17 protein-coding genes and 1 tRNA gene are annotated in these 23,035 nt (G+C 41.0%); 7 read left to right on the top strand and 11 right to left on the bottom strand.

Going from position 1 to position 23,035, the window contains the following annotated elements:
* Positions 1-12: 12 nt before the first annotated feature.
* From AC3E9U_RS03745 to AC3E9U_RS03735, 3 genes are read right to left on the bottom strand one after another with little or no spacing between them, the layout of a single operon-like run.
* Entirely contained in the window at positions 13-1,587 is a 1,575-nt protein-coding gene (locus AC3E9U_RS03745; protein WP_488745578.1) for a S41 family peptidase, read from the bottom strand.
* 6 nt (positions 1,588-1,593) lie between these two features.
* Positions 1,594-2,028 (bottom strand): deoxycytidylate deaminase, encoded by a 435-nt coding sequence (locus AC3E9U_RS03740; protein ID WP_488745577.1) that lies wholly within the window; start codon positions 2,026-2,028, stop codon positions 1,594-1,596.
* 6 nt (positions 2,029-2,034) lie between these two features.
* Complete coding sequence (locus AC3E9U_RS03735) at positions 2,035-2,628, bottom strand: HupE/UreJ family protein (protein ID WP_488745576.1); 594 nt, start codon at positions 2,626-2,628, stop codon at positions 2,035-2,037.
* A gap of 139 nt (positions 2,629-2,767) precedes the next feature.
* Here AC3E9U_RS03735 and AC3E9U_RS03730 point away from each other — a divergent pair, with 139 nt between their 5' ends.
* A complete protein-coding gene (locus AC3E9U_RS03730; RefSeq protein WP_488745575.1) occupies positions 2,768-3,199 on the top strand; it encodes a tellurite resistance TerB family protein in 432 nt (143 codons plus the stop codon).
* A gap of 148 nt (positions 3,200-3,347) precedes the next feature.
* Here AC3E9U_RS03730 and fbp read toward each other — a convergent pair whose 3' ends face one another.
* Positions 3,348-4,355: a class 1 fructose-bisphosphatase gene (fbp, locus tag AC3E9U_RS03725; protein ID WP_488745574.1), complete on the bottom strand. Its 1,008-nt coding sequence runs from the start codon at positions 4,353-4,355 to the stop codon at positions 3,348-3,350.
* Between the two features lie 132 nt (positions 4,356-4,487).
* On the opposite strand from fbp, the gene AC3E9U_RS03720 reads away from it, so the two are divergent.
* From AC3E9U_RS03720 to AC3E9U_RS03695, 6 genes are all read left to right on the top strand, one after another.
* Positions 4,488-5,327 carry a M48 family metalloprotease gene (locus AC3E9U_RS03720; RefSeq protein ID WP_488745573.1) on the top strand — a complete coding sequence of 280 codons (840 nt, stop codon included), beginning with the start codon at positions 4,488-4,490 and terminating at the stop codon, positions 5,325-5,327.
* Positions 5,328-5,331: 4 nt separating this feature from the next.
* The gene (locus AC3E9U_RS03715) at positions 5,332-5,805 is read left to right on the top strand and encodes a GNAT family N-acetyltransferase (protein WP_488745572.1); all 474 of its coding nucleotides are present in this window, start codon (positions 5,332-5,334) and stop codon (positions 5,803-5,805) included.
* Between the two features lie 75 nt (positions 5,806-5,880).
* Positions 5,881-7,134, top strand: a complete 1,254-nt coding sequence (locus AC3E9U_RS03710; protein ID WP_488745571.1) for an aspartate kinase — start codon at positions 5,881-5,883, stop codon at positions 7,132-7,134.
* Between the two features lie 3 nt (positions 7,135-7,137).
* Positions 7,138-8,238 (top strand): chromate efflux transporter, encoded by a 1,101-nt coding sequence (gene chrA, locus AC3E9U_RS03705; RefSeq protein ID WP_488745570.1) that lies wholly within the window; start codon positions 7,138-7,140, stop codon positions 8,236-8,238.
* A 58-nt stretch (positions 8,239-8,296) separates the two neighbouring features.
* Complete coding sequence (locus tag AC3E9U_RS03700) at positions 8,297-11,701, top strand: DUF8818 domain-containing protein (RefSeq protein ID WP_488745569.1); 3,405 nt, start codon at positions 8,297-8,299, stop codon at positions 11,699-11,701.
* Positions 11,702-11,764: 63 nt separating this feature from the next.
* A complete protein-coding gene (locus AC3E9U_RS03695; protein WP_488746142.1) occupies positions 11,765-12,343 on the top strand; it encodes a hypothetical protein in 579 nt (192 codons plus the stop codon).
* Between the two features lie 96 nt (positions 12,344-12,439).
* Here the strand turns inward: AC3E9U_RS03695 and AC3E9U_RS03690 are convergent, their stop codons facing one another.
* The 7 genes from AC3E9U_RS03690 to AC3E9U_RS03660 all read right to left on the bottom strand — a co-directional run bounded on the left by AC3E9U_RS03690 (position 12,440) and on the right by AC3E9U_RS03660 (position 23,035).
* Positions 12,440-13,420 carry a c-type cytochrome gene (locus AC3E9U_RS03690; protein ID WP_488745568.1) on the bottom strand — a complete coding sequence of 327 codons (981 nt, stop codon included), beginning with the start codon at positions 13,418-13,420 and terminating at the stop codon, positions 12,440-12,442.
* A 211-nt stretch (positions 13,421-13,631) separates the two neighbouring features.
* Positions 13,632-13,705, bottom strand: a tRNA-Ala gene (locus tag AC3E9U_RS03685).
* Between the two features lie 3 nt (positions 13,706-13,708).
* Positions 13,709-15,001 carry a flexirubin biosynthesis putative acyl-CoA ligase FlxY gene (gene flxY / locus AC3E9U_RS03680; RefSeq protein ID WP_488745567.1) on the bottom strand — a complete coding sequence of 431 codons (1,293 nt, stop codon included), beginning with the start codon at positions 14,999-15,001 and terminating at the stop codon, positions 13,709-13,711.
* Complete coding sequence (locus AC3E9U_RS03675) at positions 15,001-16,662, bottom strand: C45 family autoproteolytic acyltransferase/hydrolase (RefSeq protein ID WP_488745566.1); 1,662 nt, start codon at positions 16,660-16,662, stop codon at positions 15,001-15,003. The genes flxY and AC3E9U_RS03675 overlap by 1 nt, the downstream gene beginning before the upstream one ends.
* Before the next feature lies 1 nt (position 16,663).
* The gene (locus AC3E9U_RS03670; protein WP_488745565.1) at positions 16,664-18,184 is read right to left on the bottom strand and encodes a phytoene desaturase family protein; all 1,521 of its coding nucleotides are present in this window, start codon (positions 18,182-18,184) and stop codon (positions 16,664-16,666) included.
* Positions 18,185-18,187: 3 nt separating this feature from the next.
* Positions 18,188-21,856: an MMPL family transporter gene (locus tag AC3E9U_RS03665; RefSeq protein WP_488745564.1), complete on the bottom strand. Its 3,669-nt coding sequence runs from the start codon at positions 21,854-21,856 to the stop codon at positions 18,188-18,190.
* Positions 21,857-23,035, bottom strand: coding sequence for a DUF2062 domain-containing protein (locus tag AC3E9U_RS03660; RefSeq protein WP_488745563.1), 1,179 nt, complete (start codon positions 23,033-23,035; stop codon positions 21,857-21,859).

Genomic DNA, 23,035 nt, shown 5'->3' with positions numbered 1-23,035 from the left:
AAGGCTTTTTTCTTATTTCCTTTTTAATATCTCTTTGATCATCGAATCTTCTTTCAGCACCAATTGGAAGTACTTATTCTCATCGAACAACTGACGGGCAAATTCGGCAACAATAAAGCGCTTTACTACGGCTTTTTGCGAATCTAAATTGAAAACCAATCCGCTTCTTCCAATGTAACTTTTAAAATTATTGAAATACACATCTGTAGCATTCAGTTTTTCCAACATTTGTACGAATGTTAGGTTCTGAAACGCTTTTCGGTCTTTATCCAATTGTTCGAAAACGAAATAGCTCATCAGTCCGGACTGCATCAGCATACCTACCGCTTCATCACCGTGACTGCCTTCAATCGGCACAAACACGTCGGGTATGATTCCGCCACCACCATATACGATACGGCCTTTTTTGGTTTTGAATTTTAAGCTGTCCGCCACCTTTATGCTATCGGCAGCAAAAAGTTCTCCATTGACAAAACGTTTTTCGAAATCACTGAAATATTCTTCTGTACCGTGATTATATGGTTTTTGGATGGATCGACCGGACGGTGTATAATATCGGGCTACGGTTAATCGGACAGCGGAACCGTCACCTAATGGCATTTCCTTTTGCACCAGTCCTTTACCGAAAGAACGACGGCCGACAATAATTCCTCGGTCATTATCCTGAAGCGCCCCGGCTAAAATTTCACTCGCCGACGCGGTATTTTCATTGATCAGCACATACACTTTTCCGTTCTCGAAATTACCGGATTCGGTAGCGAAAGTTTTGTCGATATTTCCTTTTTTGTTCTTTGTCTTAACGATGAGTTCGTCATTCTTCAGAAACTCGTCGGCTATATCTGCTGCCATTTCCATGTAACCGCCGCCGTTATCTCGAACATCAACGATCAGCTCAGTAGCTCCTTGCTTTTTAAGTCCCAGCAACCCGTTGTGGAATTCCTTAAACGTAGTTTCGGCAAAACGGTTGATTTTGATATAACCTGTTTTTTTATCCAACATGATGGCTATATCGACGCTTTTTATGGGAATAAGTCCGCGCGTAACGGGAACCTTGAATTTTTTGTTTTCCGATTTGCGGTAGATCGTCAACTGCACCTTAGAACCTTCTTCGCCCTTCAGCTTTGAGAAGAGGCTGTCGGTAGGCAACTTTCTTCCGAAAAGTTTTGTTTTGTCCGCATACAAAATCCGGTCTCCGGCTTTTAGTCCGGCATGTTCTGACGGCCCGTTCGCGATAGGTTTAATGATGGCAACAGTATCATTATACATGTAAAAATTTACGCCGATACCCACAAAATCACCTTTCATGCTTTGAGACACCTGTTCCATTTCATTTTTGGCAATGTATACCGAATGCGGATCAAGTTTCTCCAAAATACCGTTAACCGTTAAATCAACGATCGAATCCGTATTAACATCATCTACATACTCGCTCTCGATAAGTTCAATAAGCTTATTAAGCTTACTTCGGTTTGAAGTCGATGCTAATCCCTTCCCGGCACCCGGAAAATTCAGGTGCCCGCCAATAAGGACGCCGACCGCCAAAGCAGTAGCTAAAATAACAGGTAAGTATAATCTTTTAATTCTCATGACATTTTAGTCCAATTCCAATTCGTGGATACTATCCACCTCAACACCTGCTTTTCTCAAAAATTCCAATCCCGAATCGTCCTTGTATCCTTCATAATACACTACTCGTTTTACACCGGACTGATGGATTAGCTTACTACATTCCTTGCAGGGTGAAAGTGTAATGTACAAAGTAGCGCCTTCGCATGATTGTGTGGAACGGGCCACTTTGGAAATCGCATTGGCTTCCGCATGAAGCACATACCATTTGGTCAGACCTTCTGCATCTTCACAGCAATTTTCAAAACCGGACGGTGTTCCGTTATAGCCATCCGAAATAATCATTCGGTCTTTAACTATTATTGCACCTACTTTTTTGCGCTGGCAATAAGACAACTGCCCCCATTCTTTGGCAATGCGCAAATAAGCTTTATCATATTTTGATTTTTTCTTTTCTTTCATTACAACTTATCTGTTCCAAATCTCACTTTTAATAATCATCGGCAATACCACTCCGACCACAAAGGCCGATATGACCAACGCCCAGTCCCGCTTCGAAAAACGGAAGAATGTCTGCACAACATAGGAGATGATAAGTACCGCCAGCACTATGATCACCTGTGCTGCTTCTATCCCGACCGCAAATTCCAAAAGCGGCAGCAATTTGTCAGAAGCACTGCCCGGCAAAATGGCTTTGAAGTAATTCGAAAACCCTAAACCGTGAATGATCCCGAAAAATGCCGTAACCACCGCCTCAAAGGTAATGCTTTCATTTTTTCCCGATTTCCCCGCCGTAAACAAATGAAACAGCGCGGTAAGGATGATCGTAATCGGAATCAGAAACTCTACCAGAACCGGTTTGATATATACCACACCGTAAACGGAAAGAATCAGCGCCAAAGTATGTCCGAGGGTGAACAGGGAAACCAATATGAAGACTTTTTTCCAGTCTTTAAAAGCATAAGGCGTCACTAAAGCAATCAGGAACAATACATGATCATACGCATTAATGTCAAGCACGTGGCGCAGACCTATATTGAAATACGTTATAAATTCCGACATTACAAACAATTTACAGATTGGGTTCTCAAACTTACAATTTATTTTGATAATTGCTTTCTTCCGTTAAGAAAAGCTTACCAATTTTATTCAAAACAAAAAGGAAAATTCGTAAATTTGAGCTACACTAAAACACACAGCTATGTCTTTTTCAGATTTATTTGACAGCGAATTTAAGAGTCGCAACAAAGGTCATTTCTCTGCCATTGTTAGAGTCGCCGTGGCAGATGGCGACATGAGTACCGAAGCAAAAGCCTTCCTGGACAAACTTGCAGTCAAACTTGAGATTTCCAAAGAAGAATACGAGGAAATTCTTGAAAACCCAATGAAATACCCTATTAACGCGCCGTCTATTTATATTCACCGACTGGAGCGCTTATATGACTTATCCCGAATGGTGTTTGTCGACCACGTTCTGGGTCCCAAACAAAAAGATCTTTTGGCAAAATTTGCCCTAGCTTTGGGCTTCACGCCGGGAAACGTGAAATTGATTGTGGAAAAAGCGCTGTCACTTTTGGTGCTCAATGTCGATCTGGACACCTTCATCTATGAAATGCAGCATATGAATAAATAGCTTTTTTGAGGTTTTGAGGCACCAAGGTTCTCCGTTGCTAAGCAATTAAAAATATTCGTAAAGAAAAAAGGAGTGAAAAACAGATAACTTTTCACTCCTTTTTTCATTCATTATAACTCAGCGCCTTAGCCACTGAAAGCCCTAGTACCTATTTGTACTTCGCCATAAATTCTTCAGCCTTTTCAACCATATTCAGACTTCCGCAGAAGAACGGCACGCGCTGGTGCAACTCGGTCGGCTTGATCTCCATGATTCTTCCGTAACCGTCAGAAGCTTTACCTCCGGCCTGTTCCGCCAGGAAAGCCATCGGATTACATTCGTACAACAAACGCAATTTACCTTTTGGCGCTTTGGAACTCGTCGGATAGATATAAACTCCTCCTTTGATCATGTTTCGATGGAAATCGGAAACCAAACTACCAATGTAGCGGGATGTATACGGACGATCGCCTTCTTCCATCTGACAGTATTTGATATAATCCTTCACACCTTGCGGGAAGTGAATGTAATTCCCTTCGTTTACCGAATAAATCTTACCGTCTTTCGAGTATTGCATGTTCGGATGGGAAAGATAGAACGTTCCGATTGCAGGGTTAAGCGTGAATCCGTTTACGCCATGACCGGTTGTATACACCAACATGGTTGACGTTCCGTAAATCACATAACCTGCCGCTACCTGTTGATCACCCGGCTGTAAAAAATCTTCAAGGGTTACCGGTGTTCCGATCGGTGTCACTCTTCTGTAAACCGAAAAAATCGTTCCTACAGATACATTCACATCGATATTGGAAGAACCGTCCAACGGATCCATCAATACCACATATTTATTGTTGTCATCACCGGCTTTTCCGTGAACGGAGATAAAATCATCATTCTCTTCCGAAGCAATACCGCAAACAATCTCACGGTTGATCAGCGTCTGGATAAAAACCTCATTGGCATAAACGTCTAATTTCTGCTGATCTTCTCCCTGAACGTTCTGTTCTCCAGCCGCGCCGACAATATCAACCAATCCGGCTTTATTTACCTTATAATTCACTACCTTTGCAGCCAAACGGATAGCATTGATAATACGTGATAATTCTCCGGAAGAATACTTGAATTCCTCCTGTTTTTCGATGATAAATTCACCTAAAGTGTTATTGCGCTGTTTCATTGTTAGCATGTCGTTTTTGCAGTTGCAAATATTAATCATATTTTTGATTTTTAATGCAAGATTTTCAAATATTATTCACTTCGTAGAGAAGAAAACATAAACATAAATGTCTTCGGACTTAATTCAAATTTTATGAAGAAAACGTCATTACTTCTTGTTGCAGCAGTAGCCCTTTTGGGATCACAAAACTCTAATGCTCAGATCAATCTAGGTGAAAAAGCTCTGGGCGCCGTTCAAAAAGGGATTACCGGTATCACGTTCAGCGATGCCGATGCCGCCAATCTATCCAAAGAAGCGGTTGCCAAAATGGACAAAGAAAATCCGGTTGCCGACGAAAAGGATCCGTACACCATCCGTTTGAAAAGAGTTTTCGGAAAACATGCCAACGAGAACGGAATGACCCTTAACTTCAAAGTATACAAACTAAAAGAAGTAAATGCGTTTGCCACTGCAGACGGAAGCGTTCGTGTTTTTTCCGGTTTGATGGACATCATGGATGACAACGAACTTTTAGCCGTAATCGGACACGAAATCGGACACGTAGCCAATCACGATTCGAGAGATGCCATAAAAATTGCCTATCAGAAGGAAGCCGTAACTGATGCCGTTGGATCACAATCTGCCAGCGTAGCTAAACTTACCGACAGTCAGCTAGCCAAAATAGGCAGTGCGGTTGTCGACAGCCAATACAGCCAAAAGCAGGAATCGGATGCCGACATGTATTCTTATGATTTCATGAAGCGCAACGGATACAATGTGAATGCTGTTGAATCGGCTTTTACCATTCTTGCCAAATTAAGCGAAGGACAACAATCCTCTTTTATCGAAAGAATGATGAGTTCTCACCCTGACCCAAAAAAGAGAGCGGCCAATGCAAAAGCCAGAGCTGAAAAAGACGGCTTGTACAAACCTTATGTAAAACAAGTCGCAAAACCGGCTGCAAAGAAAACAACTAAGAAAAAGAAAAAATAATCCGATGCTGATCAGGACAGGAACAAAAAATGACATGCCGGCCGTATTGGACCTGATCCGCGAGCTGGCTGTTTTCGAAAAAGAACCGGATGCGGTAGTGGTTACCGTGGCTGATTTGGAACGCGACGGTTTTGGTACCAATCCCTTATTCCACACGTTTGTTGCGGAAGTAGACGGAGAAATTGTCGGTATGGCATTATACTATTACCGTTATTCAACCTGGAAAGGAAAAACCATCCATCTGGAAGACCTGATCGTAAAAGAAAAAATGCGCGGCACCGGTTTAGGATTGGCACTTTACACGGAAATCATGAAACAGGGTAAAGCAGACGGCGTTCGAAGAATCGAATGGAATGTATTGGACTGGAACCAGAACGCCATTGATTTCTACGAAAAATCAGGCGCAAAAGTATTGGATGACTGGAGAGTGGTCCAAATGAATGAAGAAGGAATTGCTACCTTTTTAAATGGCAACTAACTATATTAACAACGATCAGTCTTAACGTTTCTTTCGGATTGCGAAGAGATATTAGGATTGGAATTATTACACAACATGAGAATTTTTAAGTTTGGAGGAGCCTCCGTAAAAGATGCCGAAGGCATTAAAAACGTACACAATGTTTTACAACAGGTAGGTTATGAAGATGTACTTCTTGTAGTTTCGGCTATGGGAAAAACGACCAATGCATTGGAGTTGGTAATCAAGAATTATTTTGAGAAATCCAAGGAATTGAATGCATCGGTTCAGGAGATAAAAAAGTACCACAATCAGATTCTTTTGGATTTGTTTGAAGATGAAAAAAATCCTGCTTTCACAGCCGTAAACAAACATTTCCTTGATTTGGAATACTTTTTAAGTTCGAACAAATCACCAAATTACAATTTCGTATACGATCAGATCGTAAGTATGGGAGAGATTATTTCGACGACCATTCTGAGCCATTATTTCAATCATGTGGGAATAAAAAACAACTGGGTCGATGTTCGTAATTTAATCAAAACCGACAATACGTATCGTGATGCGATCGTTGACTGGGAAACAACTCAGAAAACGATCTCCAAAAACGTAAAAAAGAAAGTTCTTAACATCACTCAGGGATTCTTAGGTTCGGATGAGAATAATTTCACTACTACTTTAGGTCGTGAAGGTTCCGATTATACAGCGGCGATTTTCGCTTACTGCTTAAATGCGGAAAGCGTAACGATCTGGAAAGACGTTCCGGGAGTTTTAAATGCCGATCCGAGATATTTTGAAAATACAACCTTATTGAACCAGATTTCCTACCGTGAAGCGATCGAGCTTGCGTTTTACGGTGCTTCGGTAATCCACCCGAAAACATTGCAGCCGCTACAAAGCAAAGAAATTCCTTTGTATGTAAAATCCTTTTTAAATCCGCTTTTACCGGGCACCAGCATTGCAAAAGGAAGTCACCTTGAACCGGAAACTTCTTGTTTTATCGTAAAGAAAAACCAATTACTGCTTTCCCTTTCGTCGATCGACTTTTCATTCATCATGGAGGAAAACATCAGTGAAATCTTTGCTTTATTCCACAAATACAAAGTTAAGGTTAGTCTAATTCAGAATACAGCCATCAGTTTCTCGGTTTGTATCGAAGACAAGTTTGGCAATTTCAATGAACTGAAAAGCATCTTAGCTAAGAAATTCAAGATTTTCTATAACGAAAATGTATCGTTGTACACCATCCGTCATTTTACCGACAAAGCCATCAGCATGGTGGAAAAGGATAAAACCGTTCTTGTAAAACAGATGAGCCGTGAAACGATGCAGATCGTAACACAAGAATAATTTATGCAGCCAGGTTCGCTGAAAGAAATCGGAAAACTGTTTTTAAAACTGGGGCTGATTGCTTTTGGCGGACCTGCCGCTCATATTGCCATGATGCGGGATGAAGTCGTTCGCAAACGACGATGGATGAACGACGACCACTTCATGGATCTGGTGGGCGCGACCAATCTGATTCCCGGCCCTAACAGCACGGAGTTAGCCATACACTTAGGCAAAGAAAGAGGCGGCTGGAAAGGACTTCTACTTGCCGGTCTGAGTTTCATTCTCCCTGCCGTATTCCTCACCCTGGGTTTTGCGTGGCTCTATAAAAACTATGGTGCCTTACCGGAAATTCAACCGTTCATTTACGGAATTAAACCTGCGATAATTGCCATTATTCTCTCTGCGGTTTACCCTTTGGCAAAATCTTCTTTAAAATCCCAATTTCTTATTGCAATAGGCATACTTGCGCTCGTCGCGTCATTTTTTGGAATAAACGAAATCATTGTGCTCTTCGGATCCGGACTATTGGCGCTCGCGGTCCAATATTGCAGGAATTCCAGAAAGCATCTCAACAGTTTTATGCCAATTGGCTTCCTTACAGTTTCCAACACCAAACTCTTTTTCATCTTTCTGAAAATCGGCTCCATTCTATACGGAAGCGGCTACGTGCTGTTTGCCTTTCTGGATTCGGAACTTGTACAAACCGGTATACTATCAAGACAAACACTCATTGACGCGATAGCCGTAGGACAGTTTACGCCCGGTCCTGTTTTTTCTTCAGTGACATTCATCGGATATCAGATCAACGGTTATATAGGCGCTTTGGTTGCCACCATCGGAATATTCCTGCCTTCTTTTGTTTTTGTGGCGGCATTAAATCCGATGGTAAAAAAGATGCGAAATTCGGCTCTTTTTTCTTCGTTTTTGGATGCGGTAAATGTTGCCTCCGTGGCACTGATCATCGTGGTCTGTTTCATCATGGGAAAGGAATCGATAACCGAATGGAAAACGGTTCTTATCATGGTATTGAGCTTAATCATCACCTTTGCTTTCCGAAAAATAAACAGCGTATGGATCGTTTTAGGCGGAGCACTTACAGGCTACCTGCTTTCCTTGGTATAATGCCTGAGAATTTCTCGATTAATTACACTACTTTTGGCAAATCCGAGTTATAGTAGTTATGTTGAAACAGGCGTATTTACTTCTTTTTTTCCTTTGTTTTTCTGCCGTTTTGGCGCAGGAAGCAAAGACGCCTTATCAGACAAAAAAAATAACGGTCTCCGAAAAACCGGTAGTTATTGACAGCATCAGCATCAACAAGGAATTTTTCAAACTTCTGGACAGGTTCGGAAATGAGATCGACACCCTTTTCTACAACGTTGATTTTCAACAAGGAACATTGGTTTTTAAGAACGATTTCAAATCTGCTGACACATTAACGGTACGCTATCTAAAATTCCCCGAATACCTCACCAAAAAGTATACTATTTATGACCAAAGCCGCGTGGTAAGTAACGATGCCGGTCAGAATCTATACCAGGTTTCACGAGAACCGATCGCCACTTTCAAACCTTTCGACGGATTAAATACATCGGGAAGCATTTCCCGAGGGGTTACGGTAGGAAACAATCAGAATTCGGTAGTAAATTCGAATCTCGATTTACAGATTACCGGGAAAATTTCCGAAAAAGTGAGTCTGCGTGCCTCGCTTCAGGATAGCAATATTCCGTTGCAGGAAGGTGGATATTCACAGAAACTGGATGAATTCGATCAGATTTTCGTTGAATTATTTTCCGATAACTGGGCCATTCGCGCCGGAGACCTCTTTCTTGAAAACCGACAGTCGCGCTTTCTTAATTTCAACAAAAAAGTACAGGGTTTATCCACCCATTTCACTTTTGGCCAACCTGAAAATAAAACCGATCTATTCGTGTCCGGAGCTATCGTTCGCGGGCAATATGCCAAAAGCACGTTTACAGGTCAGGAAGGAAATCAGGGCCCGTACAAGCTGAAAGGTCCAAATGGCGAATTGTATGTCCTGGTCATTTCCGGTTCAGAGCGCGTGTATGTGAACGGAATCCTTTTGGAACGCGGAGAAAATAACGATTATACCATCGATTACAACGCCGGGGAAATTCGATTTACGTCTTTATTCCCGATAACCTCCGAAATGCGTATCAACGTAGAATACCAATATTCCGAACGAAGCTACACCCGATTTGTTACCTACGGAGGCGTAACGCACGAGCGGGAAAAGTGGAGTATCGGTACATTTTTGTATTCTGAAAACGATGTAAAAAACCAGCCTTTACAGCAAAATCTTTCTCCCGAACAGGCACAAATACTAGTAGATGCAGGTGACAATCCAGATCTGATGACCGCTCCTTCCGCATACGAAGACAGCTATTCCGAAAATAAAATCCTGTACAGAAAAACACTGATTGGCGGCGTGGAAGTCTTTGAATATTCGATCGATGCAACCGAAGTTTTGTATAATGTAAAATTCACCTTGGTAGGCAACAATCTCGGAAATTATGTACTATCCAGCAATCAGGCTATTGGACGGATTTATGAATATGTGGCTCCTATAGCCGGTGTTTCGCAGGGAAATTATGAACCGATAACGCGGTTGATCGCACCCACAAAAATCCAGATTGCTACCCTAATGGGAAAATACAATCCAAGTGAGAAAACCAAAGTCGATTTTGAATTCGGTCTCAGCAATAACGACCTGAATTTATTTTCTTCCATGGACGACAATGACAATCAAGGCTTGGCCGGAAAAATCAATGCCAGACAACGACTTTTCACCAATAAATGGAAAGTGGACGCTTTTGCCGATTTGCAATTCATACAAAAAGAATTCCGCACCATCGAACGACTGTTCACCATTGAATTCAACCGCGACTGGAACCTGACCAATCCGGAAGGCGATCAAAGTCTGTTGATTTCGGGCTTGAATTTTGAATTACCCGGAAAAGGAATGGCCCGTTATCAATTGGAAAAACTCGACTTTTCGGAAAATTTTTCAGGGATCCGTCATGTGGTGGATGGTTTTTTCAAACTGAATCAATGGACTTTTTCCAACAACAGCAGTGCCCTAAAAAGTGATGCCAGCGAGACCAATTCCCGTTTCATCCGAAGTCAGACTTTAGGAAAGTATCATTTCAGCAAAAACTGGGTGGGCGGAAGTTTCCGCATGGAAGATAACGAAGAAAAAAACAATGCCACGGACGAATATTCGCCTTTGAGTCAGCGTTACAGGGAATTTGGTACTTTCATCGGACGGGGTGACAGTACAAAAGTTTATATGGAACTCGGCTATCTGCACCGAAGCAACGACAGTTTGCAAAACGGACTTCTGCAGAAAGTAAACACCTCAGATTCCTATTATCTCAAATCCAAACTGATCCAAACTGAAAAAAGCGATTTGGGCGTTTTTGTCAACTATCGCAATCTGAAATTTGAAGACCCTGCCCTTGGCAATGAACCGTCCTTGAATTCCAGAATACTGTATACCGATCGCTTTTTCAATCAGTTGATCCAAACCGCAACCACATTTGAAACCGGTTCAGGAACCCTAGCGCAGCAGGAATTCACCTATCTGGAAGTAGAACCGGGCCAGGGTGTTTATACCTGGAACGACTACAATGGCAATGGCATTCAGGAGCTGCAGGAGTTTGAGGTAGCGCCGTTTCCAGATCAGGCGATCTATGTACGCGTTTTTCTTCCGAATCAGATTTACGTAAAAACCCATCAGAATAAATTTTCACAATCGCTGACCCTTAATCCCCTGCAATGGCAAAATGAATCCGGATTCAAAAAAACACTGTCTTTTTTTTACAATCAGACCTCTTTTTTAATGGATCGCAAAATTGAACGCAAGGGTGATAATTTCGACCTGAATCCCTTTTCGGACAGCGATAAAGATTTATTGGGACTGAATGCCACCTTCCGGAACAGCTTGTTTTACAATCGCGGAAAACAGCAGCATTCGGTAACGTACACCTATCTCAACAATCATTCGAAGGCCTTACTTTCTGCCGGTACGCAGGAAAACAAATCGTATTCCCATCAATTGCAATATGCGCATCTGGTGCAGAAAATATGGCTTTTCGGTCTCGACGGTCAAACCCTTTCCAGTAAAGTCGATTCTGAAAACTATGCCAGTAAAAATTATATCTTAAAAGGTTATTTACTGGCTCCTAAAATTTCTTATCTGTTTTCGCAAAATGCCAGTTGGGATATTTTCTATGAATTTCAGAATAAAGAAAATAAGATCAATGCTACAGAAAAGCTGAACCAGCAGCGAATGGGAACTTCATTCACTTATTCTTCCGAGAAGAAATTCACTGCCAACGGAGAATTTTCATTTTATAAAAACGCTTTTGAAGGAAATCAGTTCTCCGCCGTGGCCTATCAGATGCTGGAAGGACTTCAGCCGGGAAAAAACATGACCTGGAATTTACTGCTGCAAAAAAACCTGACCCAATATCTGGATGTGAATGTCAATTATCAGGGAAGAAAGAGTGAAACCAGTCAGACAGTTCATACGGGAAGTATTCAGTTGCGAGCTTATTTTTAACATGTTATAATGAAAAAAGCTGAACAATAAACAGTATTTTTGACTTTATTAAAAACACAACCCATGAACAAAAAATACTTTTTAGGCCTTGTTTTAGCCGGGACCATAACGTTTGTTTCTTGTAAAAATGAAGAAACCGCCGAAACAGATCCAACCAATAAAAAACCGGTACCTTCTGTTTATGAAATTGTGAATGGCACCAACATTCCGAATAAACCGGCACAAATGCAACAACCGGCACAAATGCAACAATCGGTTGCGACTACACAACCACAAACTATAACAACTGTTACACCACCGACTTTGCCGGCTCCGGTAAAAGTTGGTAAAGGAATGAACCCGTCGCATGGCCAACCAGGTCACCGTTGTGATATTCCTGTAGGAGCACCTTTGAATTCACCGACTGCAAAACCGGCTACTCCGCAAGGAACAGCAAGCATCCAGAAGATTGAAAATGCTCAGTATACAGTTACGCCGGCGAACCCTTCAGCAGCAGGGACTGTTACCCCGCAAAACCAAGCAGTTCCCGCGATTTTGAATACAAACACCGCGACCGTTACCCAATTGAAAACGAATCCTGCTCATGGCCAGGAAGGACATCGTTGTGACCTACCCGTTGGAGCACCTATCCCTCAACAATAAAAACATTTTATCCAGCATATAAAACACGAAAAGCCACCAACTACCTCAGTAACTTTTCGTGTTTTTTGTTTATGTAGTCCGATTGCCGGAATGACTTTATTTACCGCCTTTCGTAAACTTTTCAACTTTATTGTTGATTGGTTTAACCGTTTTAAGATAATCGTAGATAGCCGCTAAATCTTCGTCTTTCATCCCTGCGTACATAGTCCACGGCATCACGGAATTATACTCTCCGGGTTTAATATTTGCCGGATTTTTAGAAATATCCATCCTTGATTTAAACAAAGCGACAAAACTTTCTTTTGACCAGGAACCGATACCGGTCGAATGTGGGGAAATATTTCCCGAGCGTACTACCGAACCATCCGGAAAAGGAAATTCCCGGCCGCCGCCAAAGTCAGTTCCCGCGATAAAACTCCCTTTTTCAAACTGTGTATGACAATCAAAGCAGGAGGCCGCTGTGGCCAAATACTTGCCATAGGCCACCGTATTACCTGGATCAGGCATTTTGGTTGGCGTTGCTTTCTGCGGAATCGTATTGATGATAAAATTCATAGGGAAATCGGAAGACGATTCCGGAATTGCGTTTTGAATCGGACTTAAGGTACGGATATAAGCAATAATCGATTTGATATCTTCAGGATCCATCTTGCCATAATTATGAAAAGGCATCACCGGAAACATCGCATCCCCATTTTTGTTTACACCTGTAGTTATGGCTCGGTAAAGCTCACCATCCGTATAATTGCTGATGGAAGACGGCGTAATGTTTTTGGAATAATAGGACCCCGGAAAACCGAATTTCTGATCGAACAACTCACCTCCCATCCCTATGGATCCGGGAACCAGCGGGCCGGAAAATTTAGACCAATCCCTTTTGGAATGACAATCGATACAAATCGTTACATGATAGGCCAGGTATCTTCCTCTTTCAATTTTTTCAGGGGTGGAAATCACTTTGATATCCGGGGGAGAACCTACATCGGGAAGCGCTGTTTTTACGTACAGCATTGCTAAAAAGAGGCCGGCAATTGCAAACAATCCCAAAAACAATAGTGTTTTTTTTACTCTATTCATAATATCCTTAATTAGAATTAAACGCATCTTTAGGATTTGGGACCGAAAAACAAAAACACAAACACCTCTGTTAGAGGACATTAAAATTATTAAAAAAATATGAAATTTCCGATAGTCAAATTCAAATTACTATCATCAAAGTGAAACAAATAAATGAAAAACAAAAAACCTTGTAAACTCAACGCTTACAAGGTTTTACAATTTTACACTGTGGAGAAGATGGGGCTCGAACCCACGACCTCTTGACTGCCAGTCAAGCACTCTAGCCAACTGAGCTACATCCCCATATTAGGAAGTCCGTTTGTCTATAAAAGTAATAGGTTTACGGCTCTTCGGTGCAAATATAACATTATTTAATATATCTTTTGCAACAAATTCCACTTTTGGCGAAACACGTAATTTTGCTCTGAAATGATCTTTGATTTCAGTGAGCAACTCTTCGGAAGGCTGGTTAGAGGCAATTTTAATCAGAATTTCGTCTGTCCCCACCTCATTGGAGGAAATCTCGATCACATGGCTTTGAACCCCTTCAAAATAAGTCAGCAAATCATGCATAGCCGGCGGGTACAACGTAGTTCCTTTGTACTTGATCATGTGTTGCTTTCTGCCTACGACCGGGCCAACCCTCAGCGTATTTTTTCCACATTGACAAGGCGACTTATGGAGTCTTACAATATCGCCCGTTTTAAACCGCAGTAAAGGCATTGCTTCAACTCCTAAAGTAGTGATGGTCAGTTCTCCGCTTTCACCTTCTGCAACGGGATTATCGTTGTCGTCTAAGACCTCGGTAATGATCAGTTCCGGATGCTGGTGTCCGCCCTGAAAATATTCGCATTCGGTAAAAGCTGTACTCATCTCGGTGGAAGCGTAAGTGGAAAACAACTGCAGATTCCATTTTGATGTAATCTTTTCGGCTAATAGTGTCGGGGAAAAATCCTGATTTCTCAGGGATTCACCGATACAGATTACTCCTTTTATGCTTGAAGCATTATAATCGATCCCGTGATTTTCAGCATATTCGATCATTTTCAACAAAAAAGAAGGAACGGCTATCAAATATTTAGGGTCATACTTTAAAATCGAATCCCATTGCAATTCCGGAATGCCGGCTCCCACACGGATAACACCCGCTCCCAGTTTTCGCAACCCTAAGAAATAGGCCAGACCTGCCATAAACCTTCTGTCAAGTGTGGTCATCAACTGTACGACATCACCTTTCTGAATTCCCGCACACGCAAACGAAATGGCTTCATTATAGGCCAGACGATCCAAATCTTTGTCGGTCAACCCAAAGGTCACAGGACTTCCCAAGGTTCCGGAGGTAGTGGCGTAATCAATGATTTCATGCATCGGAACACAAAAAAAAGCATCGTTATCCAACTGAAGATCCGTTTTGGAAGTAGTAGGGATCTGTTGTAAATCCTTAACCGTTCTTATTTCGAGGATATCTATTTTTTCTCTTTCGAAAAGCGCTTTGTAATAAGGTGATTTTTTGCTTAAATACTGCAGCGTCTCGACCAACTTTTGCTCCTGCAGCGCATTGATTTCCTGTAAGGTTGCTTTTTCTATTGCCGGTATCATTAGCGTCTGCGATTTATTTTTTTCAGATAATCTTCGATGTGATTGCGCTCCTGAAGCGATGGAATTACTCTGGCCAGTGCTTTTTCAAATTCGATTTTAGCGGCCGCGTCCCATCCTTTTTCGAAGTAATATTTTCCCGTTTTATAATACACCATCCAATAATCAGGATTGTTGCTTTGGTATTTTTTGATAAAATCCGCAGACAATGATGTATCCTTTTTAATGGCTTTATCTATTGTCCTGTCTTGAATCCTGAATTCCTCATAAGCATGATAAGCCGGCGAATCCACAAAAGGATCTTTCGGAATATTAGCTGATGCCGTTTCCAAAACCGCAAAGTCATTATCTTTCTTACCAAAAATTTTATTTAGATCATAGGCCACAAACTCCCCTAACTGATAGGGATTGGAAGAAACCCATGCCATTCTGCTTTCCGGTTTAAAAACAACGCTGTGATGCGCCAGTAACTCGTTTACCGATTTTTCATTTCCGTAACCGATCTTTTCGTTCTTAAGCCCTTCTCTGTTTCTCAAAATATCAGCCATTTTTTGCGGATTCATTTTGTCCTTCTCGGCCAACAACTCGGTCATCCTATCAAAACGGTATTTGGAATGGCTTTCTATGATATGCATGCGATTGCGTTCGTCAGTCTTGTAGGCATCGCTCTGAAAATGATTGGAACACACCAACTGGTCACTGTTCACTACTTCATAAACTCCAAATTTATCCGGAGAAACTTCGATTAGGATCGCTTTTTTATCTTTGGCACTTCCGACCATAATGGATTCAGAAACGAAAACGGAGCGTTTTTTTGCAATGGCTACCGCCTCATCAATGTTCGAAGCATATTGTAAAATCTCCCTTGCAAGTATAGCAATAGGCGTTTTAGCAACCAATGGGATTTCGGATTTTCCGGAATTTATCGTCACGGTCAGTCCTTCTAAATTCATACCGGAAACAACGCCTATCATTCCTCCCCAGGTAACAGACATGAATGGATGTCCGGTCTCCGGTCTAACGAAAGATACCATTTTGTCCTTGGCAAACTCATCGCCGGCATAAAAATCAAAATTTCGCCCGATCAACAATTCGCCATCTTCGGTTTTATCGCCCCAAACCGCCATAGACGAACAACCTATCAAAGCCAGGTCTTGCATCGCATGCCCAATATCGTGGGCGCCATGAAGATATAATATTCGTAAATAATTGGGCGCTATCGATTCAAAATCATTGGAAACATATTGTGAAATACCGTAAATTTCAGTCTGATATTCTTCGGGAACATTGAGGTAGAGTTTTCGATTATACCATTTCAGAAACTGACGCAGCATCTTCTGTTTGAATTTTGAAGGAATCATTTCCTGAATTTTCCCAAAGAATACGTGTTCCTGCTTCTTGATCAGCGGTTCAGAAAGGCTGCCGGTAATGAGTCCAATCTGCAAAGCATCCCCCGAAACATATAATTCCCAAAGATTCTGCCTGTTCTTAATGAAATAGTTGCTGCCCGAGGAAAAAAGAGTATCCGAATGTTTTACGACTACCGGCTTTTCCTGCTTGTATCCTTCTATTTTAGGTATATGATGAACTGATTCGTAAGTCCCGCAAGAGAACATACAAAAGGCCAATCCTATAACAAGCAGTATTTGAATTCCTCTTTTCATATTACAGCTCTAATTCTTTGTTGATTTTATCTACAAGATAATCGCCACCTAAAATTTCCGAACAAGTGGCTACTGCCCCAATAGTTACACCTAAAACGCCATGCATATTGATACTTTGCCCGGTCAAATACAGGTTGTCCAATTTCGTTTTTGGCGAAATGAATGTTTTCATCGGATTGCTCGAATCTTTTATGTAGCCATACAAATTTCCGTTATGCCCTCCGATATAATCGCGATACGAAAGCGGCGTCGATGTATGTACCGACTGAATACACTCTTGTATCCCAGGGAATTTCTTCTCAATTTCTGCTATAAAAATTCCCGCTTTTTCCTTTTTATATTGTTCATATAATTCACCGCGATCGCCTTTTTGAGAAACCGTATTATGCGTGTTTTCCCATTCTGCAAATTCTTCAAATTTCAGATAAGTGATAGCCGTAAAGCTTTCCGCCCAAACCTGATTTTCTTCCGAGACATTCATCGAAGCCATATAACCCTCCGGCCACGAGTCTTCAGTATATTCGATTGTATCCCAAACTCTGTTACTATCTTTGAAATGGTAATAATTATGATTAAGATATGGGAACGATTCCGGTTTAAAAACAATATACAGACTAAAAGCGGACGGCAGTACCTCCAAACTCTGAATTCTGCTGTAATACGATTTTCGGAACCTTTCTTCTCCTACCATTTTCAATGTGGTCTTCGGTTCTATATTCGAAAGAAAAATAGCTCCCGAAAACACTTCACCATTACGTGTGTTAACCGAAACCAGCTTATCTTCTTCAAAATTAAAGCCTACTACTTCACGGTGCTTATACACTTCCCCGCCGTATCTCCTAAGCTGTTTGATCAGCTGTTTGGAAATCTGGCTTCCCCCGTTTATGCAACGCCAGGCACTTTGGATATACGAATTTACGGAAAGTGCGTGAACATAAAAAGGTGTTTTATCGGCAATTCCGGCATATAAAAAGTTGGAACCGGCTAAAACCGCTTTCAGTTTTTCATTATCCGTTAATTCATCCAGATACGCTTTGGCATTTAAGGATAAAATTTCACTTTGATAGCCGCCACCTTGCTTTAGATTGTATAACGGAAACGAATCGCAGGTATAGATCAGTTTATCGCAATAAGCTCTTATGGTCTTTTCTTCCTCAGGAAAATAAGTTAGTAATTGCTGCACGAAATTCTCATAGCCCTGCGCATGTGGGTATTCGGTTTCATCACCTTCAAAAGTAATAATATCGAACCCATCCTCATCCATCTTCTTGAGCTTCAGATCGTCCATAATCCCTAAATAAGAAAAATATTTATAAAGATTCTGGCCTTCTTCCAATCCGCCAATATAATGGATACCGGTATCAAAAATTGTCTTTTCGCGTACGAAAGTCTGCAGATTGCCGCCGTATTGGTTGTTCTTCTCCAGCACGCAGACGCTCTTCCCTTCCTTGGCAAGAATAATGGCAGAAACTAAACCTCCCAGACCACTACCGATAATTACTATGTCGTATTTTTTATCCACTCTTTATTTCTTTAAAACCATTAGACCCTCTTCATTACCACTCATCTCGAAACCTTGCCCTATAAAATGGTCTTTCAACTCAAAATTATCAATTAAAACGATTTGTTTTACATCGTTCAGTTCCATTTGCTTTACAAAATCAGTACGCTGCCCTGAAACCAGTAAAACATTTGCTTTCTGATTATTTCCCGAAACGGAATTCAGATAAGACAGCTGTCGTCTTTTCAAAATATAATTGGACGACGCTATGCTCCTTTTTTCTTCGTCCTGAATAAAGCTTTCTATTTTTCTTTTCGGCTGTTGGAGCACTAATAAAGTATCCAACTGACCGTAATCATCAGCTATGTGAAGTATTTTAGCCTCTTCTTTTATGATCTGACTTAATTTGAAATACAATGATTTTCTCTTTTCAAAATCAGATTTCACAGCATCGATCACTTCCCGTTCTTTGTAAAGGTAACTAAGATGAATTTTGTTTCTGAAGTAATTCTCATCTTCCAGTTCCTTGCGTAACACATCATATTCCGCACGGAAATATTTGCCTATTTTTTTTGTTCGTTCGGAGTAATTCGTTCCGAAGGAAGTATCTTCAGGTTCAATTCTTTTTCCAATAACCACCGAAATACTTCCGTCGTAAATAATATGGTCGCCTTTAGGAAGAACTTCTGCATTTCCGTGGATGTATACCGGGAGCACATCTAAATTAAAATGTTCGGCCAGATAGAAAGCGCCTTTGTGGAAACGATTGATTACACCATCATCAGAACGCGAACCTTCGGGGAAAACCATTAGGGAATAACCCTGTTCCACTTTTTCGCGTAAATGCTCCACACTTCCTTCCACTCCTTGTGAAACCGGATAATAGCCAGCCAATTTTACCACGCGGCCAAAGATCGGCGAATTGTAAACCCAGTCATTCACCAGATAAATGATTTTTGGTGTTACCATTCCGATGGCCAAAGTATCCAAGAAAGACGTATGATTGGAAATAATCACTGACGGCTTATCAAAGGTTTCCCCGTTTCGATTTATGATCTGTTTTTTCACAAATGGGTTCGAATACAAAACCGATTTCATGAAGTTGGAAATAATGATCCGGAACCACATGATTTTCACTTCCTTTTTAACCGGCAACAATTTCAATATGATTTTTCCGGTGAAGGAGAAAACAAGTCCGCCCAAGCCATAATATAAAAACGAAAGCGTCGAGTGGATCAACAATCTCATTGATATCGGCGAGTTCCCTTTCTTTGTTCTGTTGAAGAAACAGATTCTGAACAAAATAGGGTAGAAAATAAACGTAATCAACAGCGCTGCGAAAACACCTATTAACGAAACAGATGAAATGGATTTTAAGGCCGGATGATCCGCAAAAATCAACGCTCCGATAGCTAAAATTGTTGTTAAAGCCGCTAATATTATTGAAGTCCGGTACGTCGGCATTTCGTCTCTTCCAGTGGTGTATTCCTTCTGCATTGCGCTGGTCATGAAAATACTGAAATCGACTCCGTGACCGAAAATAAGCGTACATACGATCGTACTGAAAATATTCAGCTGAATTCCGAAAACCCCCATTACTCCGGCTGTAACCAATCCGGTGATGACAATTGGGATTGTGCTCACAATTACCAGTTCGATACGACGGAAAAACACGAACAATATCAAAATTACGGCCGCAAACGAATAGTTTACCAGATCGTTGAAATCATCTCGAAGTCTACCTAAAAAGGTTTCGTTCATTTGCTGTCTGTCGATCGGCAGTACATTCTTTTCATTTGAAATATTCTTCACGAAAGCATCCCTTTGCTCGTTGGATACTTTTACAACCGAAGCGATCGTATAAAAACCATTTTTCGATGCCACAAATTCATCCAAAAAGAGGGTTTTCACTTTAGCATAAGTTTCAAACCCAATAGGTGCAAATTGCTTTTGAAGCAAATCATAGAAATTTTGATGCGATTCCGGTTTAAAACCGATGGCGCTTCCTGCTGAAATTAAATTTTGTTGTAGAACTGCTTTTTTATCAGCTGTCCAGAATGCATTCCATTTTGCTATTTTCTTTTGCTGCGTTTCCTTTGAAAGCACTACGCCTCCAATGGAACTGAAGTTTAGAATCTCCTTATTATTTTTATCTTCGGTTAGCGTTCGGAATAGCGAATTTGCATTGGAAAGTGCTTCTTCCGCAGAATTACCGTAAGAGGCCAGATAGATCGATTTTGATGTCAGATTGGTTGCATTTTCCAATTTAGATTCGGCCTTTTTAATTTCGGTCGGAACAAAATTCAATTCAGAAAGATTGTTATTGAACTTCACTTTTCCGAAAGTAAAAATGCTAATGATGATAATTACAATACTCGAAATGATCAGAAACTTATTGCGTTCAAACGAAAAACCGGCTGCTTTGTCCAATATCGTTTTGCGTTCCTGCTCATCGATTTTAGGATGATACAGATGCGGGATAATCAGCAAGGAGAACAAAGCCGAAACCACGACACTGATGGCCGCAAAAATCCCCAAATCCTTAAGCGCTTCGGAATTCACGAAGAGTAAACACAAAAAAGCCAAAGCCGTGGTGCTGCTACTCATGATCAGTGGCATCGTAATGTCTTTGTACAGTGTTTTCAGATCGCTGTTATTCTTGTAATGTGTGAGGATGTGTAGTGAATAATCGATGGTCACCCCTAACAATACCGCACCCACACTTAATGAAATAGCCGAAATCGTGTTTCTTATGAAATACAGGCATGCAATGGCAACCAGTACGCCGAAAATTGAAGGGATAAAAATGATCACCGGTACCAGTAATTTTCTGTAGAACAGGATCAGAATCAGCATCAGCGTTCCCAGAGAAACCAAAATGGTCGTGATGATGTCCTGTTTGATCTGTTTGGCATTGGCTACTGCAATCAGCGATGCACCAAAATAATCCACGCTTGCTTTCCCGGCAAACTGTTTGTTTAAATTGGATTTTATAGCCGTTAGTTTATCAACGAAAAGCGTGTTTTTTTTGGTTTCGCTTCCGCTTAATTTCGGATTGATGAACAACAAAAGTTTCGATTCGTCCTTAGTAACCAGAAAACCGTTTTTAAGCTGAAACTCATCGCCAATACTCAACTGTTGCAGTTTCTTTAAGGCGATAAAGGAAATTCCGAGCGGATCGTTTAAGATAAAATCCTTTGCTACGATTCCGGTTGGCGAAATTAAGGTATGGTAATTTTTTTCGACCTGAACTGAAATACTGTCTTTACTCAGTTTCTGCTCTATTTGATCATAATCTTTGTCCTCCAGAAACAAAGGAAGATTATTGTATACAAAATCGAACGTTTCCTGAATATTTTCTTCATCAACCTTCCCTTGAATATCTTTAATGTAAGCGTTGCAGGAAGCCACACTGTCCAAAAAAACAGTTGCGGTTTCGGCCATATCGTCTACCGTGCCGCCTTTTTCCTTCTCGATTATTACCGTAATTTTATCCGAAAAGTTAAGCTGTTTCAACACTTTGGTCGCTACATCGGCTTTGTCGTTTTTCGGGATGATGCGGGTAATGTCTTCCTCAAATTTGATTTTGGAGGCAAAAAAACCGAAAATCAGCAAAAATACCACAGCAATCCCTACTGCTGCCAGCTTATTTCGCTGCACAAAATGATGAATTCTTATAAAATAGGTATGCATTTAATTTCTCGATTTTTTCGACAGCGAAAGTAGCAAATAACTTCCAACTCCAAAAAGAATTGCCATTACAGTTGCCAAAACAAAACTGCCAATCACATATTGCAGCGCATTTGTTTTTATATGCTCAAAGGTTATAGGGCTCCCTAAAGTATATTTTGCGGTATCCTCGACAAAAAACGAACCTGCCTGCAATGAACCATAAATGATAAAAGGAATCATCGGCGGAATACTAACATTGGAAAACGCAAAAGCCAAGGCTTTGTTCCACTTCAGCAGTACCGCGACCGAAATGGCGATCAGCGTTTGAAATCCCCAAAAAGGCGCTATGCCCACAAAAACGCCCAAGGCGATAGAGGATGCTTTTATCGAATAGGAATCCGAACTCTCTAAAATGTCCTCACGAATGAACTCCGCTAAACTTTTTTTTTTAAAACTTCGAAAGAAGTCTCTGGGTTTGATGTATAAAAGAGTAATGATCACCAAAACCGTATTCAGGATACTGATTCGGGTAAAATCTTTAAAAGGACGAAAATGAGTTACACGTTCATTCGGATCGTATAAAATGTCAATCGGTATGTTTTTTACTTCAACACCATTCCATGCTGAACGGACAATAACTTCGATCTCAAATTCGAATTTCTTAGTAAAAAAACGGGTCGGAAGCGACTCCAGCGGATACAAGCGATAACCCGACTGTGTATCCTCCAGTCTGATTCCGGTTTCGAACCAAAACCAAAAATTTGAAAATTTATTCCCGAAACTGCTCTTTTTCGGAACACCGTCCTGACTCATGTTACGGCTTCCGATCAACAGTACCTTCTCTCCGGATTGCTCCAAATGATCCAAAAAAACGGGAATATCATCAGGAAAATGCTGGCCGTCAGAATCAATAGTAATTGCATAACGATAACCTAATTCCTTTGCTTTTTTAAAACCTACGCGAAGCGCATTCCCTTTTCCTTTATTTTCAGCTACGTGAATCTGTTGAATCTGCGGATATGAGGTCAAAATTTCTTTTGTGGTGTCGGTTGAACCGTCATTAACGACGATACAGTGTTGCGTATATTTCAGGACACCGTCAATAACACGTCGTAAGGTTTTGTGATTATTGTAAGTTGGAATGATAACACACAATTTATGGGTTTCAATTCGCTCACTAAAGAATGGATTGGCACTCAT

The organism is Flavobacterium sp. 21.1, assembly GCF_057801535.1.
This window is presented reverse-complemented; position numbering and strand designations above follow the sequence as displayed.